Here is an 18,559-nt window from a genome sequence, read left to right as displayed (position 1 = left end):
CTTAATACCAGATCATCAACGCCAGCAGGCTGATCACCACCAGCCCGCACAGGGCGGAAGTCAGCATAAACTGCCCGCGCACCCGTTCGCAGCGGCGGATAAACTCCGGATCGTGATGCTCGATATAGCGCTGTGAGAAGATATAACGCACCAGCCGTATCTGCTTGCTCGGCTGACCATGGGCGGTAAAGAAACCACCACCGTCAACATACTGGTACAGCAGCGGGTCACAGCCGCGCAAAACCACCAACAGCGCGCGCAGAGAAGAGTAATACCGCACCATGTTTAACACACACACCACACACAGAGCCCAAAACAGCGCGACGGTACTGATCATGATTGCCTCCTCAAGGCGTTGTAATCCACGGCGCTCCGCCGGGTCCAACTGCCCTACCTCTATTACCCATTACTGCGGGAGCCTACCGCTCCGATCCCCTTGGCACCGCACAGGCCGCGCATAACCCACCGCCACTGAAAGCAAACCCTCGCCACGCAGAGACTCAACGCAGGGTTTCACTCAGTGGAGTAATGATAAGGCCCATATTCATTATTGTAGGTTAATGAAACGCAAACTGGCCTGAGCAGTAGATAAAATTTACCGCATCCCGCCGATTTGTCAGCGACTCATTAGTTATAACTGATTACCGCGCTGAATAGCCCACCGGGGCTTTTCTCCTGTCCGATGGGACATTTGGGACTATACTCTGTTTAAGAATGCTTATATTTCAAGCGGTCAACACGCCAATAGCACCACGAGCGATAGGATTTTCCGGCTGGCGGGTGTAAAACTGACCGGGTTGAAATAAAGAGATTTTTTGATGCGATGCAGTGTGATCGCCTCAACATATCATTGCGTTAACTGAATGATAAAATGAAACCTAAAGCGCCAGGCTGGTACGCTGAATGCCTGCTAACCTTTTAATCGGCATTATATGGAAGGAGTATTCTCATGGCTTACAAACACATTCTGATCGCGGTAGACCTGTCCCCGGAAAGTAAAATCCTGGTGGAGAAAGCCGTATCTATGGCGCGTCCGTACAACGCCAAAGTTTCCCTGATCCACGTAGATGTTAACTATTCCGACCTGTATACCGGCCTGATCGACGTTAATCTCGGCGATATGCAAAAACGTATCTCGGAAGAAACCCACCATGCACTGACCGAGCTGTCACAAAATGCCGGCTATCCGATTACCGAAACCCTCAGTGGCAGCGGCGATTTAGCGCAGGTGCTGGTCGACGCCATCAAGAAGTACGATATGGACCTGGTTCTGTGCGGCCACCACCAGGATTTCTGGAGCAAGTTGATGTCCTCCGCGCGTCAGTTGATCAACACCGTGCACATCGACATGCTGATCGTACCGCTGCGCGATGAAGACGAAAAAGCTGAAGACTAAGTAAGCGCCTACCAACTAAATTCCCCAACGCCCGCTACTGCGGGCGTTTTTCATTCTGCCGCCATCATTAATCGCTTGATAATCAACCGCCCTCCGATGATATAGTCGCTAAAGACACAACATCATTCCCCACGCTTTACCTAAACCTATAGCTATAAAAATGGTGGGGGAAATTCAATGCTACAAGGAGTTATCCATGGAATCGGTAGAATCATTTTTGTCCTCACTACAACAGCATAATCCTCATCAGCCGGAGTTTCTGCAGGCGGTTAGAGAAGTTTTCACCTCGCTGTGGCCGTTTATCGAGCGTAACCCGCGCTACCGTGAATATGCCCTGCTGGAACGCCTGGTGGAACCGGAACGCACCATCCAGTTCCGTGTCAGTTGGGTCGACGATCGTGGCCAGGTGCAGGTTAACCGTGCCTGGCGCGTGCAGTTCAACTCCGCGATTGGGCCTTATAAAGGCGGCATGCGTTTTCATCCGTCGGTCAATTTGTCGATTCTGAAATTCCTCGGCTTCGAGCAGACCTTCAAAAATGCGCTGACTACGCTGCCAATGGGCGGCGGCAAAGGCGGTTCGGACTTTGATCCGAAAGGTAAAAGCCAGGCGGAGATCATGCGTTTCTGCCAGTCGCTGATGACCGAGCTGTACCGCCATCTGGGGCCAGACACCGACGTGCCTGCCGGGGATATTGGCGTTGGCGGCCGTGAGGTCGGCTTTATGAGCGGCATGATGAAGAAGCTGTCCAACAACACCGCCTGCGTGTTTACCGGCAAGGGTCTGTCATTCGGCGGCAGTCTGATCCGCCCCGAAGCCACCGGCTATGGCCTGGTGTACTTCACCGATGCCATGCTGCAACGTCACGGGTTGGGTTTTGAAGGCATGCGGGTGGCGGTTTCCGGGTCAGGTAACGTGGCGCAGTACACCATTGAAAAGGCGCTGGAACTGGATGCACGGGTGATCACCGTCTCTGACTCTGGCGGTACGCTGGTGGATGAGGCAGGTTTCACCACCGAAAAACTGGCCCATTTGGCAGAGATCAAAAACCAGCGTTATGGCCGGGTAGAAGACTATGCCCGTGAACGCGGCCTGACCTATCTGGCCGGCCAGCAGCCCTGGAGCATCCCGGTAGATATCGCCCTGCCGTGCGCCACCCAAAACGAGCTGGATCTGGAAGCGGCACAAACGCTGATCCGCAACGGCGTCAAAGCCGTGGCCGAGGGTGCCAATATGCCCACCACCATTCAGGCGACCGATGCGTTCCTGGATGCCGGCGTGCTGTTCGCGCCGGGCAAAGCCGCCAACGCCGGTGGGGTGGCAACCTCCGGGCTGGAGATGGCGCAGAATGCCGCGCGCATCGGCTGGCGAGCGGAAAAGGTGGATGTACGTTTACAACATATCATGGCGGATATTCATCAAGCCTGCGTGGAATACGGCGGTGAGGGCAAGCAAACCCACTACGTACAGGGTGCCAATATCGCTGGATTCGTCAAGGTTGCCGACGCCATGCTGGCACAGGGCGTGCTGTAACCGCCGCATAAGGTGATCTTGTTCACACATCGATAAAATGCTTCCATGCCGGCGCTCAAGCCGGCATTTTTTCCGCCGAAAGCCCTCGTCCTCCCATTCTGATTGTTTATGTATTGTTAATAACTGTGATTTATTATGTTAATTTAATGATGTTTTTAGGTGGTAAAATTACCACCACCGAATTATTAAACATTTAATTAACATTAAAACCGTCGTAATTTTACTTCAATGTGCACAGATCACAATTTCTCTACTCTCGTTACGCTCCCTCTTCCTTTCCTTTGTAATCTGCTCAGGTGGAAAAACAACCACCCCTACAGATAAAAAAGGTACAGCGAAATGAAATTTAACCTCGCATTATTAAATGCATGTGTGGTTTCTGCGTGCATGTTATCGACAACACCTGTTCTGGCTGCTGAAAAGTACGAAATTGCCGTGGTCGCTAAAGTGACCGGCATTCCCTGGTTCAACCGTATGGAAGTCGGCGTCAACGAAGCGGCGAAAAAGCTCGACGTTAATGCCTATCAGACCGGGCCTGCGACCCCAGATCCCGCGGCACAGGTCAAAGTGATTGAAGACCTGATCGCCAAGAACGTTAACGCCATCATCGTGGTGCCTAACGACGCCAAGGTGCTGGAGCCGGTGCTGAAGAAGGCGCGTGATAAAGGCATCGTGGTGCTGACCCATGAATCGCCGGACCAGCAGATTGGTCAGTGGGACATTGAAACCATCGACAGCGAGAAGTATGCACAGGCCAACGTCGATGAACTGGCAAAAGACATGGGCGGCAAAGGGGGCTACGCCATTTACGTTGGCTCGCTGACCGTGCCGTTGCATAACGCCTGGGCGGATTCCGCCATCAAGTACCAGAAAGCCAAATATCCGGATATGTTCGAAGTGACGTCACGTCTGCCGGTGGCCGAAAGCATTGATAAATCCTACGCCACCACGCTGGATTTGATGAAAACCTACCCGCAGATGAAAGGCATTATCGGTTTTGGCTCCCTCGGCCCAATTGGTGCCGGTCAGGCGGTCGCCAAGAAACGCGCCAAGGACAAAATTGCCGTGGTCGGTATCGCCATGCCGGGGCAGGCCGCCCCTTACCTGATGCGCGGCGACATCAAGAAAGCGCTGCTGTGGGATCCGAAAGACGCCGGTTACGCGCTGGTGACGGTGGCCGATCAGCTCTTGCAGGGCAAAGAAGTGACCAAAGACTTGTCGATCGAAGGTTTGGGTAAGGCCGACGTCGATATGGATAAGAAAGTGATTCGGTTTAATAAAATTCTTGAAGTGACCAAAGATAATGCCAAATCGCTAGGCTTCTAACCTTAAGTAATATTGCTCCACACCGGGAAAATCATTAAATAACGTCGGCGCGCAGCTTACCGCGCCCGACGATAATAAGAACCTGCACAGGTTACCGCTATGACCACATCCACCGCATTTATCAGCCTGGAAAATATCAGTAAAAAATTTCCGGGCGTGCTGGCACTGGACCAGATCAACCTGACCCTGAATATTGGCGAAGTGCACTGCCTGGCCGGACAAAATGGCTGTGGCAAAAGCACCATAATTAAAATTATTTCCGGCGTTTATCAGCCGGAAAAAGGCGCCAATATTTCGCTGGAAGGCAAACTCTTTCATTCACTGACGCCGCAGCTGTCCGGTTATTACGGCATTCAGGTGATTTATCAGGATCTGTCGTTATTCCCCAATCTGACGGTGGCGGAAAATATTGCCATTCACCGCTACCTGCCCGGCGGTCATTTCTGGGTACGCAAACGGGTGATGCGTCAGACGGCGCTGGCTGCCATGGCGCGCGTCGGCGTGCATATCGATCCCGACAAGAAAGTTGAAAAACTGTCGATTGCCGATCGCCAACTGGTGGCGATTTGCCGCGCCATCGCTGCCGAAGCGCGTCTGGTGATTATGGATGAACCTACCGCCTCGCTGACGCGTCAGGAGGTCGACGGCCTGCTGCGGGTGGTTAACGAGCTGAAAGCGGCCGGCATCTGCGTGGTGTTTGTCAGCCACCGGCTGGACGAGGTGATGGAAGTCGCCGACCGTATCAGCGTGATGCGCGACGGCAAGCTGGTCGGTACTTACCCGGCAAGTGAACTCGACAGCCATGAGCTGGCGTTCCTGATGACCGGCCAACGCTTCCACTACAGCCAGTTACCCCCACGGCCCGCCGCCGAGAGTGCGCCGCTGCTCGAAGTGCGCAATCTCAACCGACGCGGGAAATATCAGGACATCAATCTTTCACTGCACGGCGGCGAGATCGTCTCGATCGTCGGCTTACTGGGCGCAGGCCGCACCGAGCTGTGCCTCAGCCTGTTCGGCATGACCCGTCCGGACAGCGGTGAAATCAGGATCGACGGCCAACCGGTGCGGCTGCATAACAACCGCGAAGCGGTGCGCCAGGGCATCGGCTATGTGTCGGAAGATCGTCTGACGCAGGGATTGATCATGGAGCAGTCGATCTACGACAACACCATTGTCACGGTGTTTGATCAACTGCATACCCCGTTCGGGCTACTGGATCACGCCAAAGCGACCGCGTTGGTGAACCGGCTGATCCGCGATCTGAACATTAAGGTTTCCGACAGCGCGCTACCGGTCAAAACCCTGTCCGGCGGCAACGCGCAGCGCATCGCTATCGCCAAGTGGGTGGCCACGCAGCCGAAGATCCTGATCCTCGACTCGCCGACCGTCGGGGTAGATATCGCCAACAAAGAGGGGATCTACCAGATCGCCAAAGATCTGGCGGCGCTCGGCATGGCGGTGTTGATGATCTGCGACGAGATCCCGGAAGCCTATTACAACAGCCATCGGGTGTTGGTGATGCGCAAGGGCGAGCTGATCGCCGAGTTTTCGCCGCACCAGAGTACCGAACAACAGATCGCCGAGGTGGTGAATGGATAAGTCATTACTGGCCCGCCTGGCCGGGCGGCACGAATTTTACCTTGGCCTGCTGGTGTTGCTGCTGGCCATCGGCCTGAGCGTTAGCACCAGCGAGTTTCTGACGCTGGGCAACCTGACCGACGTCGCCACCAGCTATGCCATTCTCGGCATTCTTGCCTGCGGCCTGTTCGTGGTGCTGATTGCCGGTGGCATCGACATTTCGTTCCCGGCGATCACCGCTATCGCCCAGTACGTGATGGCCAGTTGGGTGATCCAGCACGGCGGCGGTTTCCCGCTGGCGTTCGCTCTGGCGATAGGCGTCGGTCTGCTGCTCGGGCTGGTGAACGGTTTTCTGGTCTACTGGCTGAAAGTACCGGCAATCATCATCACCATCGCCACGCTGAACCTGTTCTACGGCCTGCTGGTGTACGCCACCAACGGCACCTGGCTGTACGGTTTCCCCGACTGGTTTATGGACGGCATCAGTTGGTTCTCGTTCCAGGGCGCCGACGGCTACGACTACGGCCTGACGCTGCCGCTATTGTGCCTGCTGGCGGTGATTATCGTCACCGGCGTGCTGATGAACTTCACCCGTCTTGGCCGGCAGATTTTCGCCATGGGCGGCAACCGCGATGCGGCATCGCGTCTGGGGTTGAACCTGCTGCGTCTGCACTTCTACGTTTACGGTTACATGGGCATTCTGGCGGGTATCGCCGCCGTGGTGCAGGCGCAGATCACCCAGTCGGTAGCGCCCAACTCCCTGCTCGGCTTCGAACTGACGGTGCTGGCGGCGGTGGTACTGGGCGGCACCAGCATGACCGGCGGCCGCGGCTCGCTGACCGGTACGCTGCTGGGCGTGGTGCTGCTAGCGTTCCTGCAGAACGGTCTGACGCTGCTCAGCGTATCGGCCTATTGGCACCAGGTGTTCAGCGGCGCGATCATTTTGATCAGCATCAGCAGCACCGCCTGGAATGAAAAACGCAAGCTGGCCAAGGAGCTATGAGATGACCCAGTTAACCCGTCTGATCCCAAGCGATCGGATCATCCGCCTGCAAAGCGCGATCATTATCGTCGTGGCGCTGCTGTTCGCCGGGCTGCTTGGATCGCGCTTCTTCAGCCTGGGTAATTTCCAGTCGATCGCCTCGCAGTTGCCGATCCTCGGCATGTTGGCGCTCGGCATGGGTATTACCATGCTGACCGGCGGTATCAATCTGTCGATTATCGCCGGGGCCAACGCCTGCTCGCTGGTGATGGCGGCAATTATCGTCAGCCACCCGGACCAACCGCTGTTTCTGGTACTGGCGCTGCTGGCCGGATTGCTGGTCGCCGTCGCCATTGGCGCGCTTAACGGCGTGCTGGTCGCCTGGGTCGGCGTTTCGCCGATCCTTGCCTCTCTCGGCACCATGACGCTGATCACCGGCCTGAATATTCTGTTGTCCAACGGCGCGGTGATCTCCGGCTTCCCGGCGGCGATTCAGTATCTCGGCAACGGCAGCCTGCTCGGCATTCCGGTGGCGCTGCTGCTGTTCCTGCTGGTCGCCGTGGGCCTGTGGCTGTTGCTGGAGCACACCACGCTGGGGCGCAGCCTGTATTTAATCGGCTCCAACGAGCAGGCTACCCGTTTCAGCGGGGTGAATACCGCCCGGGTGCAAATCGCGGTGTATGTGCTGTCCGCCCTGCTCGGCTGGGGTGCGGCGTTGCTGATGATGGCCAAGTTCAACTCGGCCAAGGCCGGCTACGGCGAATCCTATTTGCTGGTGACCATTCTGGCCTCGGTGCTGGGTGGGATTAACCCGGACGGCGGATTTGGCCGGGTGCTTGGCCTGGTGCTGGCACTGATTGTGCTGCAAATGCTGGAAAGCGGCCTCAACCTGCTGGGCGTCAGCAGCTATCTGACCATGGCCCTGTGGGGTGCGGTGTTGATCTTGTTTATCGCGTTACAGAATCGAAAAGCCTAGGAGAAAAATAATGGCGAGCTATTTTATTGGCGTAGATGTAGGCACCGGAAGTGCGCGCGCTGGGGTATTCGATCTCAACGGCCATATGGTCGGGCAGGCCAGCCGGGCTATCGACCTGTATCGTCCAAAGGCAGACTTTGTTGAACAGTCCTCGGACAATATCTGGCAGGCGGTGTGCAACGCGGTGCGCGATGCGGTTAATCAGGCCGATATCAACCCGATTCAGGTCAAGGGGCTGGGTTTCGACGCTACCTGCTCGCTGGTGGTGCTGGACAAAGAGGGGAAGCCGCTGACCATCAGCCCTTCCGGCCGTACCGAACAGAACATTATCGTGTGGATGGATCACCGGGCCATCACCCAGGCCGAGCGTATTAACGCCACCAAACACCGGGTGCTGGATTTCGTCGGCGGCATCATCTCGCCGGAAATGCAGACCCCCAAAATGCTGTGGCTCAAGCAGCATATGCCGACCACCTGGGCCAACGCCGGTTACCTGTTTGATCTGCCGGACTTCCTCACCTGGCGCGCCACCCAGGACGCCACCCGTTCGCTGTGTTCGACGGTGTGCAAATGGACTTATCTCGGCCATGAACAGCGCTGGGACAAAAGCTATTTCAAACAGATTGGCCTGGAAGACGTACTGGAACACGATGCCGCCAAAATTGGCAGCGACGTCAAAATGATGGGTGAACCGCTGGGCCACGGCCTGACCCAGCGCGCCGCCAGTGAGATGGGGTTGATTGCCGGCACCGCGGTCAGCGTGTCGATCATTGATGCCCACGCCGGTACTCTCGGCACGCTGGGGGCTACCGGGGCTTCCGGTGAAGTGGCAGACTTTAATCGCCGTGTCGCACTGATCGGCGGCACCTCGACCGGGCATATGGCGATGTCGCGCACTGCACGTTTTATCCCCGGCGTGTGGGGGCCTTATTACTCGGCCATTCTGCCGGAATACTGGCTGAACGAAGGCGGCCAGTCCGCCACCGGCGCGCTGATTGACCACATCATCCAGTCACATCCTTGTTATCAGGAGCTGCTGGCGCAGGCAAAAACCCAGGGGCAGACCATCTATGAGGTGCTGAATGCCCTGCTGCGCCGGATGGCGGGCGAGCCGGAGGATATTGCCTATCTGACCAAAGACATTCATATGCTGCCGTATTTCCACGGCAACCGTTCGCCGCGTGCCAACCCGACGCTAACCGGCACCCTGACCGGGCTGAAGCTGTCACGCACCCCGGAAGACATGGCGTTGCACTATCTGGCCACCATCCAGGCCATCGCCCTCGGTACCCGTCATATTATCGAAACCATGAATCAAAGCGGTTACAGCATCGACACCATCATGGCCAGCGGCGGCGGCACCAAGAACCCGATTTTCGTGCAGGAACATGCCAACGCCACCGGCTGTGCCATGCTGCTACCGGAAGAGAGCGAGGCGATGCTGCTGGGCGGCGCGATGATGGGCACCGTGGCGGCCGGGGTATTCGACAGCCTGCCGGAAGCGATGAGCGCCATGAGCCGCATCGGCAAAACCGTGACGCCGCAGACCAACAAGATCAAACGCTATTACGATCGTAAATACCGCGTTTTCCATGAGCTGTATAACGACCATATGAAATACCGCCAACTGATGCAGGAGGACGCCTGATGCAGCAGGAATGGCAACGGGCAACGCAGGCCTGGGCAATTTACAGCCGGGAGCTGGCGCAGTTGGGCCAGCGCATCGACCCACAAACCTGGCAACGGCTGTTGACCCTGCTGGCGGCGTGTCGGGGTAAAATTGTGGTCACCGGCGTTGGCACTTCCGGCATCGCGGCACGCAAGATTGCCCATATGCTGGCCTGCGTGGAGCGACCGGCTATTTACCTGAACGCCACCGATGCGGCGCACGGCGATCTGGGTTTTCTGCGTGGTGATGATCTGATGATTCTGATTTCACGCGGCGGCAATTCCGACGAGTTGACCCGCCTGCTGCCGACGCTGCAGGCCAAGGGCGTAACCGTGATTGGCGTGACGGAAAACCCGGATTCGGCGATCGCTCAGGCGGCTCAGTTAACGGTCCGCACCGGGGTTGAAAATGAGATAGATCCGCTGAACATGCTGGCAACTACGTCTATCGTGCTGGTATTGGCGATTTTCGACGCGGCCTGCGCCTGTCTGATGGAGCGCAGTGGCTACGACAAGGAAACGCTGCTGGCGGTACACCCGGGCGGGGACGTCGGCAAGCGTTTACGGCAGGGGAATTAGTGCCGATAGGGCTCAGCATTCACATGCCGAGCCCGTTATCACCCTCAGGCTTTGTTAATCGCCTCGATAATCACCAACTGGTCACTCAAACGCTTTTTCACCAGCGGATCGCTGGCGGCGCTCAACTGTGCCTGCAACGCCGCCTGTTGCTGCTGACGGACCTGCGGTTCGCCGATCAGCAACACTTTCACGTTGAATGACGCGACATTGCCGTAACGCCCATCTTCACTGGTGGGTACGCTGATTTTGCCGTCGTTCAGCAGTTTTTCGACGATTTTGCGCTCACGTTCGTAGCCTTCCAGCCCGACCAACTGCCAGCGCTGCACCGCCTGCCCCTGATACTGGCCCTTTTTCACCTCGGTCAGATAGCGAATGGTCAGATTGCGGATGGTACCGGCCTCTTCACCGTATTCCACCTTGCTGTCAGACAGCACCGGGAACTGCATGCCTTCCAGCGCGCCGCCTTTTTGCGTCAGGTGCCCCATGCGGTAGCTGTTCATTCCCAGACGGATTGGCGTGCTGTCCGTCACCGGCGTGCCGTCGGCCATTTTCAGGTCACGGATGCGCTGCCCGGCCGGTTGGCGCAGGTCGATTTTGTAGGTCACGCCATCGAAGAAATCATTGGTGGAATATTTGGACGCGCGACGCTGCGGGTTAAAACTGTAGGTCACGTCACCGTCATGCAGCTGATTGAAGTAGCCCGCCGACCATTCCATATACTTCTTCAATTCTTTGCCGCTGAGCTGATAAACGGTGATCTCACCACCGGCATATTGGTAGTTGAAGGCAATGTCTTTGGCGGTGATGGTACCGACGTTCAGCTTCGGGCGGTCGTTATCAATCTGCAACGCGATCACCTGCGCCTGCGGTGCATAGTAATGCCCGGCTTCCTGATACAGCTTGCTGATACCGGTATCCTGCACGTGCACCTGCGGAATGCCCTTCACCGCATCCGGCGGAACCAGATCCTGGCCGCTGAGCTGGGCAATCGGTCGGTTGGCGTTTGCACGCAAAATCTTGTGGTACGGCTGATAAATCTCTTCGAGTTTTTTATCCGAGGCGATGCCTTTAATCGGGTAGGTGTAACTGTCTTTGTTGATCAGCACGTACTTGCCGTTGTGCTGCTCAAACTGCAGATCGATGCGTGACAGCGCGCGGCCATATTTGTCCGGTTCGGTGACGATCACGCCGTTAATCACTTCTTTATCGACTTTTACGTGCATATGCCCGCCGACGATCGCCGCCAGTTCCGGGTTGGCCCTGGCAATATCGCCCACGCCGGTCCCCGGCCGCTGGTTCTCGTTGTCGATACCCATGTGTGCCACCAGCACGATGGCGTCCACTTGCCCCTGGATCTGCTGGATCACCTGCTTCACCGCCTCGACGGGATTGGTAAAGTTCAGTCCTTTCACCCGGTCGGTGCCTTTGGCGAATTCGGCAGTCATCGGCGTATCCATGCCGATAATGCCGATTTTCACTCCCTGGCGTTCAATGATTTTATACGCCGGCAGGTAGGGCTTACCGCTGTCCCAGAGAATGTTGCCGGCCAGTGCCGTGCCTTTGAATTGATTGAGTGAAGTGGAAAGCGGTTTGAGGCCGAAGTCGAATTCGTGATTACCCATCACCCAGACGTCATAGTCCAGCGCGTTAAAGCCGAGGATCATCGGGCTGGTTTTGTCGTTTTTAAAGGTCTCGACAAAGTTGCCCTGAATGGTGTCACCGGCATCGACCAGGATCACGTTCGGCTGCTGGGCGCGCACCTGATGCACCTGAGTGGCAATTTGGCTCAGGCTGCCGGCCAGATTGGCGGTGTCGGTAGAATAATCCCATGGCACAAAGGTGCCGTGCAGATCGGAAGTGCCAAGAATGGTGATATTGACAGGTTCAGAGGCCATCACAGAGGTACCCAGGCAAAGCAAAACGGCAAGGAGTGTCTTCTTCATTATCATCTAATTATAGGAGTGGAAATGAACAGGAATCATGCGATCTGGTTGGCATTTTTGCCAGAGGGATTTCAAGCGGATTCAGAGAATTGGGAGGTAGATCAGATTGAACCGCGAACTCAGCACTCTGAGCCCGCGGGCATAAATATTTACACGGGCATGTAGATATCGAAACGGTGACTTTTTGTCGTCGACGCCGCATGCGCCTGCACATTCGCCAACGGCGGGGCATAATCCGGGCGTTTCACCACCACGCGCTTGGTCGCCAGACGACGTGCCGGTTCCAGCAGGCCATCGGCGTCATCATCGCTGCCCACCAGCGACTGGAATACCCGCATCTCCTTTTTCACCAACGCACTTTTCTGCTTATGCGGGTACATCGGATCGAGATAAACCACCTCCGGCCGTGGATCAATATCCCCCAACGCCGTCAGGCTGGAGGCATGCAACAGCGTCATGCGTTCGCGCAACCATGGGCCGATTTCCGCATCCTGATAGCCACGCTGCAGGCCGTCATCCAGCAATGCCGCCACCACCGGATTACGCTCCAGCATCCGCACCCGGCAACCCAGAGAGGCCAGCACAAAGGCATCGCGCCCCAGGCCGGCAGTGGCGTCTACCACGTCAGGCCGGTAACTGCCCTTGATGCCAACCGCCTTCGCCACCGCTTCACCGCGCCCGCCGCCAAATTTGCGCCGATGCGCCATGGCGCCAGAGACAAAATCGACGTAGATCGCTCCGAGTTTGGGTTCGTCACGCTTGCGCAGCTCCAGCCGTTCGGGCGTCAATACCAGCGCCATCAGCGCCTCGTCGTCCGAAGTTAACTGCCAGCGCTGCGCCAGAATAGGCAAGGCGCCGGGGTCGGCGCCTTCTTCACACAATAAACACACGCTCACCGGTGGGGTTATCCTTTAATGCCGTAATGGCGCAGCATAGCATCCAGCTGCGGCTCACGGCCACGGAAGCGTTTGAACAGTTCCATCGGCTCTTCCGAACCGCCGCGCGACAGGATGTTGTCGAGGAAGGATTTACCGGTTTCGGCGTTGAAAATCCCCTCTTCCTCAAAGCGCGAATAGGCATCGGCCGACAGCACTTCCGCCCACAGGTAGCTGTAGTAGCCCGCCGCGTAGCCGCCAGCGAAGATATGGCTGAAAGCATGTGGGAAACGGCCCCAGCTTGGTGAAGGTACCACCGCCACCATTTTCTTCACTTCCGCCAAGGTTGGCAGGATCTGCGCGCCGCTTGAAGGGCTGTATTCGGCGTGCATGCGGAAGTCGAACAGGCCGAATTCCAACTGACGCAGAATAAATAGCGCCGCCTGGTAATTTTTGGCGGCCAGCAGCTTGTCGAGCATCTCTTTCGGCAGCGGTTCACCGCTCTGATAATGGCCGGAGATAAACGCCAGCGCTTCCGGCTCCCAGCACCAGTTTTCCATAAACTGGCTTGGCAGTTCGACCGCATCCCATGGCACACCGCTGATACCGGAAACGCCGGCGGTGTCGATCTGGGTCAGCATATGGTGCAGACCGTGGCCGAACTCGTGGAACAAGGTGGTCACTTCGTTATGGGTGAACAGCGCCGGCTTGTCGCCCAACGGACGGTTAAAGTTACAGGTCAGGTAGGCGACCGGTTTTTGCAGTTCGCCGTTGGCCTTGCGCAGGCTGCCGACGCAGTCGTCCATCCACGCCCCGCCGCGTTTGTTTTCACGCGCATACAGGTCAAGGTAGAAGCTGCCGCGCAGCTCGCCGTTAGCATCGAACAGATCAAAGAAGCGCACCTCTGGATGCCAGGTATCCACGTCCTTGCGCTCTTTGGCGGTGATGCCGTAAATGCGTTTGACCACTTCGAACAGACCTTCCACCACCCGCTGTTCCGGGAAGTACGGGCGCAGTTGCTCGTCGCTGATCGAGAACAGGTGTTGTTTCTGTTTTTCGCCGTAATAGGTAATGTCCCAGGCTTCCAGTTCATCTACGCCGTAATGCTGTTTGGCGAAGGCGCGCAGCTGCGCCAATTCCTGCTCGGCCTGTGGACGGGCACGTTTGGCCAGATCGCTGAGGAAACCGAGCACCTGCTCCGGGTTTTCCGCCATTTTGGTCGCCAGCGATTTGTCGGCGTAGCTGTCAAAGCCCAGCAGTTGGGCCAGTTCATGGCGCAGCGCCAGCGTTTCCGCCATCACTTCGCTGTTGTCCCACTTACCGGCATTCGGCCCCTGATCGGAAGCGCGGGTAGCGAAGGCGCGATACATCTCTTCACGCAGTGCGCGGTTGTCGCCGTAGGTCAGTACCGGCAGATAGCTCGGCATATCCAGCGTCAGCAGCCAGCCGTCCTGCTCTTTGGCCTGCGCCATCGCCTGAGCCTGGGCCAACGCGCTTTCCGGCAGGCCGCTCAGCTCGGTTTCATTGGTAATCAACTTGCTCCAACCCATGGTGGCGTCGAGCACGTTGTTGCTGTAGGTAGAACCCAGCTCGGAAAGACGCGCGACGATTTCACCATAGCGACGCTGTTTTTCCGGCGACAGGCCGATGCCCGACAGTTCAAAATCACGCAGCGCATTTTCTACCGACTTGCGCTGTGGTGCGGTCAGTTGATTGAAGGCTTCGCCTTCTTTCAGGCTGCGGTACGCCTGATACAAACCTTCGTGTTGCCCAACCCAGGTGCCGTATTCAGACAGCAACGGCAGCGCCTGCTCATAGGCGGCACGCAGTTCCGGGCTGTTTTTCACCGAGTTCAAATGCCCCACCGGCGACCAGATGCGCGACAGGCGATCGTCAGACTCCGCCAGCGGCTGACACAGATTATCCCAGGTGAACGGTCCCGGCTGCGCGACAACGCGCTCTACCGCAGCGCGGCAATCGGCCAAGGCGGATTGCACTGCAGGCACGATATCTTCTGGGCGAATGGCGGAAAACGGTGGCAGGGAAAACGGGGTCAGCAACGGATTTGTCATAGGGCAGTCCTGATTAGCGTTGGGGCCCGCCGCAGCGGGCAGGCCTTAAAATGCGTATGAATATCTAACATGGAGCCAAGCGGCAGGAAAATCAATGATCGCGGCTAAGGTATTCCGGTGCGATCTGTTTCAAATCATCAAACACTGACCAAACATGGGCTTTAATCAGTTCCCGCGCGGGTTGCACCTGCCCACTGACGATCAACTGCAGCAGTTGCTGATGTTGTTCTATGGAGCGGCGAATACCTGCCACATTCACCGGTGAACACTGGCGAGCGCGATCCAGATGGGCACGATTGGCATACAGATTATCCCACAGCGAATCCAGCGCCAGTTGGTCGACCAACCGGTGGTGGAACTCCAGATCAAAACGAAACACGCTGGCGTAGTCCCTCTTGTCAAAAGCGCCAAGCTGGCTATCGATCAGTTTTTGGCAGGCTTTTTCCACCGTTTTACTGATACCGCTTAATGCCAATTGCTCGACGACCGCGCCTTCCAGTGCCGCACGGATAAAAGCGTTCTCTTCTACCCGTTTGACTTCTATCAGTTTTACCCGTGTATGCAGGTTCGGCACCATATCGATGAAGTTGTCATGCTTCAACAAAATCAAAGCCTCTCGCAATGGCGTGGGCGATACATTCAATTGATGCGCGAGTTCGTTTTTTTCCAGAATCATTCCCGGCGCAAACTCACCATAAATAATGCGTTCTTTCAGCCAATGGTAAATTTGCATCTTGACGGGTTTTTCCCGATCCAACAGCAGCCGACTCATAACGGATCTCATAAGTGGTATTTCTGAAATAGTATTCTCCCACTGTTTACAAAGCTATAGCCCAGGTAAAAAGGTCGAAATCGCCGGTACCAGCGTCACCAACAGCAATACCGTCAGCAATGCCAGTAACAGCGGCCAGACCTCTTTGATAAAGGCAGAAACCTGGGTACCGGTAATCGAATTGGCAATAAACATAATGGTGCCCATCGGCGGTGTCAGGCTGCCAATCGCCAGGTTAAGAATGATCAGAATGCCAAATTGGATCGGATCGATCCCCAGAGCCTTCACCGTTGGCATCAGCAGCGGTACCAACACGATAATTGCCGCATTACCTTCAATAAACATCCCCAGGACCAGTAAAAACAGGTTGAGCGCCAACAGGAACATCAGCGGGTTATCCGACAGTGACGTAATCATCTCCGCGACCGTCTGGGCAGTTCGTTCCCAACTCAATATCCAGGCGAATGCTGAGCAGGCCATGATAATGAGCATAATACCCGCCGTAGAAGCGGCCGTATCCAACAGGGCCTCACCGATATCGGCCACCTTCATTTCACGGGTGAAAAACAGGCCGATGCCAATGGCAAACACCACCGCAATCGCCCCCGCTTCGGTCGGTGTGAAAGCACCGATGCGGATCCCGCCGATAATCACCAGCACCAGAACAAGCGCTGGCATCGCCTGCCACAGCGCTTGCCCAAGCTCGCGACAGTTCGGTGCATCGGTATTACTGGCCTGGTAATTGCGCCGCCGGGAAAGATGGCGAATAGTCAGCATCAGCGCCGCACAGCACAATATTCCCGGCACGATACCCGCCAGAAACATTTTGCCGATCGACACATCCGCCACATAGCCGTAAATAATCAGGGCAATACCCGGCGGGATGATTGGCGTGATCAACGACCCCGCCGCCGTCACCACCGTAGCGAAGGCCTTGCTGTAGCCTTTGCGCGTCATTTCCGGCACCAGCATTTTGCACAGCATGGCGCAGTCCGCCAAACTGGAGGCCGAAAGGCCGCCCATCAAGGTACTGAGTAGCACATTGGCCTGCGCCAGTCCGCCGTAGAATTTGCGCGTCAGTAATTCCGCCAGCGTCAGCATTCTTCGGGTAATACCGGTGTAATTCAACAAATTGCCCAGCAAGATAAAGAAGGGGATCGCAAGCAGCGTGGTGTTCTCACTGGCTCCAACGATCCTTTGTGCTGCAATGAGCGGCGAGGGATCGCCCGCGAGGAAAAACCAACTCAATACCGCCAGGATAACACTGATAAATATCGGTAATCTGCTGATAAAACCCAGCAGTAAAATAATGCAGGAGATCGCTACCGTCATGATGATTCTCCCATGCGTTTGTCGCGGTAACACAGGTTGACGACCAATTGCAGCACCATCAGCAATGACCCCACCGGGATCGCCATATCGATCCAGCGGTAACGAATACCGAGGATCGGGGTGATCTTTTCTCCCGCACCTTCCGCCAGCATCAAACCAAGCCAGGCAAACGACAGCAAGACAACTATGCTCAAGGCATCGTTCCAATAAAGCACCAGCCGGCGCGCACTTGCGGGCAACAGATTGACAAAAACATCAATGCCGACATGCTTGCGCCGCTTCATTGCGCTGACCGCCCCCAGCATGATGGCCCACAGATAGAGCGCTAATTGCAGCTCTTCCACCCAGGGCAACGGCGCATGCACCAGGTAACGCATCACTACCGCCAGTACCGTTATCGCCACAATCGCAGTCAACACCAGGCAGGCGAGAATATCGTCAAGATTAACCAATAACTTTCGGATCATGATTATCACTCCCCCGGTGCGATGCAGCGGAAGTTGTCGAAAAATGGCAGTCAATTATTCTAAATAGCCCTGAAGCTTGTCATATAATCCCGGCGTCCATTCCGGGAATTGCTGATAGGCCGACTTTGACGCCTGTCGGAATAATTCACGGTCAACCTCAATCACCGTCACGCCCGCCGCTTTCATTTTTTCCCGATCTTGCTTATCAGCCTGGATAATTAACCTGGTCATATAATTACCGGCTTCCTCACAGGATAGCGTTAACGCTTTTTTAATCTCATCAGGAAGTTGGCTGTAATATTTCTGACCAATAATCAGTTGGGTCACATTATCAATATGCCCGGTCATGATCAGGTACCTGGCCGGCTCAAAAAGCTTTTGGCCGTACAGTACCGGGATCGGGTTTTCCGCACCGTCGATCACTCCGGTAGTCAACGCGGTATACACTTCGCCCAATGGCATGGGGGTTGGGGTTGCCCCCATCGCCTTGATGGCTTCAATAAAGATACGGCTGTTGGCGACGCGGATTTTTACGCCTTTCAGGTCCGCCGGGGTATGGATGGGTTTGTTCACCACCATCTGGCGGATACCGTACAGCCAGTTAGCCGCCAGGATATGAAACCCCTTGTCGTCCAGTTGGCGTGACAGGTCGGTAAACCAGGGCGTTTTGGTCAAGGTGAAAATATCGTTGTAATCGCGCCCCAGATACGGCCCCATCATAATGCCGAAATCGGGTATATAGTCGGCAAAAAAGGCCCCATCTGCCAGGGTGATCATCGCACTCCCCAGCTTGATTTGCTCCATCACGTCTTTTTTTGATCCTAATGAAGAACTCGGGAACAAAATAAGTTCGCCTTGGCCGTTAGTTTTTTCTTTAAAGAGTTCAGCCCACTTTCTTACCGCCAGATCAAAAGGCTCACCCGGGTTATTTTCATAAGAAACCCGTATAGTATATTTTGCTGAAATTGATTCCGCGCTGAAAACAAGTAAAGAAAATAATGCGCAGGTCAATATGACCCAGCGCTTAAGTTGTCCTTTCATAATAATAATCTCCAGTTCAAT

The 18,559-nt window shown here is 56.0% G+C and carries 16 protein-coding genes; 8 read left to right on the top strand and 8 right to left on the bottom strand.

From position 1 onward, the window contains the following. Nucleotide 1: 1 nt before the first annotated feature. Nucleotides 2-337, bottom strand: a complete 336-nt coding sequence (gene uspB, locus M2406_RS20735; protein ID WP_026142575.1) for a universal stress protein UspB — start codon at nt 335-337, stop codon at nt 2-4. Between the two features lie 612 nt (nt 338-949). On the opposite strand from uspB, the gene uspA reads away from it, so the two are divergent. The 8 genes from uspA (at nt 950) to M2406_RS20695 (ending at nt 10,036) form a co-directional block, all read left to right on the top strand. Further along, a complete protein-coding gene (gene uspA, locus M2406_RS20730; protein WP_012147365.1) occupies nt 950-1,396 on the top strand; it encodes a universal stress protein UspA in 447 nt (148 codons plus the stop codon). A gap of 196 nt (nt 1,397-1,592) precedes the next feature. Further along, entirely contained in the window at nt 1,593-2,927 is a 1,335-nt protein-coding gene (gene gdhA / locus M2406_RS20725; RefSeq protein WP_259191235.1) for an NADP-specific glutamate dehydrogenase, read from the top strand. Nucleotides 2,928-3,266: 339 nt separating this feature from the next. Beyond that, nucleotides 3,267-4,253: an autoinducer 2 ABC transporter substrate-binding protein gene (locus M2406_RS20720; protein WP_115183576.1), complete on the top strand. Its 987-nt coding sequence runs from the start codon at nt 3,267-3,269 to the stop codon at nt 4,251-4,253. Between the two features lie 99 nt (nt 4,254-4,352). Further along, complete coding sequence (locus M2406_RS20715; RefSeq protein ID WP_259191234.1) at nt 4,353-5,852, top strand: sugar ABC transporter ATP-binding protein; 1,500 nt, start codon at nt 4,353-4,355, stop codon at nt 5,850-5,852. Continuing rightward, the gene (locus tag M2406_RS20710) at nt 5,845-6,834 is read left to right on the top strand and encodes an ABC transporter permease (protein WP_012147369.1); all 990 of its coding nucleotides are present in this window, start codon (nt 5,845-5,847) and stop codon (nt 6,832-6,834) included. Before M2406_RS20715 ends, M2406_RS20710 begins: the two co-directional genes overlap by 8 nt. 1 nt (nt 6,835) lies before the next feature. Continuing rightward, on the top strand, nt 6,836-7,789 hold the full coding sequence (locus M2406_RS20705; protein WP_012147370.1) for an ABC transporter permease: 954 nt from the start codon (nt 6,836-6,838) through the stop codon (nt 7,787-7,789). A 10-nt stretch (nt 7,790-7,799) separates the two neighbouring features. After that, nucleotides 7,800-9,437: an FGGY-family carbohydrate kinase gene (locus M2406_RS20700; protein WP_012147371.1), complete on the top strand. Its 1,638-nt coding sequence runs from the start codon at nt 7,800-7,802 to the stop codon at nt 9,435-9,437. Continuing rightward, entirely contained in the window at nt 9,437-10,036 is a 600-nt protein-coding gene (locus M2406_RS20695) for an SIS domain-containing protein (protein ID WP_012147372.1), read from the top strand. Before M2406_RS20700 ends, M2406_RS20695 begins: the two co-directional genes overlap by 1 nt. Before the next feature lie 44 nt (nt 10,037-10,080). On the opposite strand, the gene M2406_RS20690 is transcribed toward M2406_RS20695, so the two are convergent. From M2406_RS20690 to M2406_RS20660, 7 genes are all read right to left on the bottom strand, one after another. Further along, nucleotides 10,081-11,979 carry a bifunctional UDP-sugar hydrolase/5'-nucleotidase gene (locus M2406_RS20690; RefSeq protein WP_259191232.1) on the bottom strand — a complete coding sequence of 633 codons (1,899 nt, stop codon included), beginning with the start codon at nt 11,977-11,979 and terminating at the stop codon, nt 10,081-10,083. A gap of 149 nt (nt 11,980-12,128) precedes the next feature. Further along, complete coding sequence (rsmJ, locus tag M2406_RS20685; RefSeq protein WP_259191231.1) at nt 12,129-12,875, bottom strand: 16S rRNA (guanine(1516)-N(2))-methyltransferase RsmJ; 747 nt, start codon at nt 12,873-12,875, stop codon at nt 12,129-12,131. Nucleotides 12,876-12,883: 8 nt separating this feature from the next. Then, nucleotides 12,884-14,926, bottom strand: coding sequence for an oligopeptidase A (gene prlC, locus M2406_RS20680; protein ID WP_259191230.1), 2,043 nt, complete (start codon nt 14,924-14,926; stop codon nt 12,884-12,886). Between the two features lie 91 nt (nt 14,927-15,017). After that, the gene (locus tag M2406_RS20675; protein ID WP_259191229.1) at nt 15,018-15,710 is read right to left on the bottom strand and encodes a GntR family transcriptional regulator; all 693 of its coding nucleotides are present in this window, start codon (nt 15,708-15,710) and stop codon (nt 15,018-15,020) included. Between the two features lie 42 nt (nt 15,711-15,752). Further along, on the bottom strand, nt 15,753-17,030 hold the full coding sequence (locus M2406_RS20670) for a TRAP transporter large permease (protein WP_115183572.1): 1,278 nt from the start codon (nt 17,028-17,030) through the stop codon (nt 15,753-15,755). After that, nucleotides 17,027-17,497 carry a TRAP transporter small permease gene (locus tag M2406_RS20665; RefSeq protein WP_012147378.1) on the bottom strand — a complete coding sequence of 157 codons (471 nt, stop codon included), beginning with the start codon at nt 17,495-17,497 and terminating at the stop codon, nt 17,027-17,029. Before M2406_RS20665 ends, M2406_RS20670 begins: the two co-directional genes overlap by 4 nt. Before the next feature lie 54 nt (nt 17,498-17,551). Next, a complete protein-coding gene (locus M2406_RS20660) occupies nt 17,552-18,538 on the bottom strand; it encodes a C4-dicarboxylate TRAP transporter substrate-binding protein (protein ID WP_112363542.1) in 987 nt (328 codons plus the stop codon). Between the last annotated feature and the right edge of the window lie 21 nt (nt 18,539-18,559).

It is taken from the genome of Serratia sp. BIGb0163, assembly GCF_024809935.1.
Lineage (GTDB): Bacteria > Pseudomonadota > Gammaproteobacteria > Enterobacterales > Enterobacteriaceae > Serratia > Serratia quinivorans.
The sequence above is the reverse complement of the archived record's forward strand: the minus strand, read 5'-3'. Positions and strand labels throughout refer to the sequence as shown.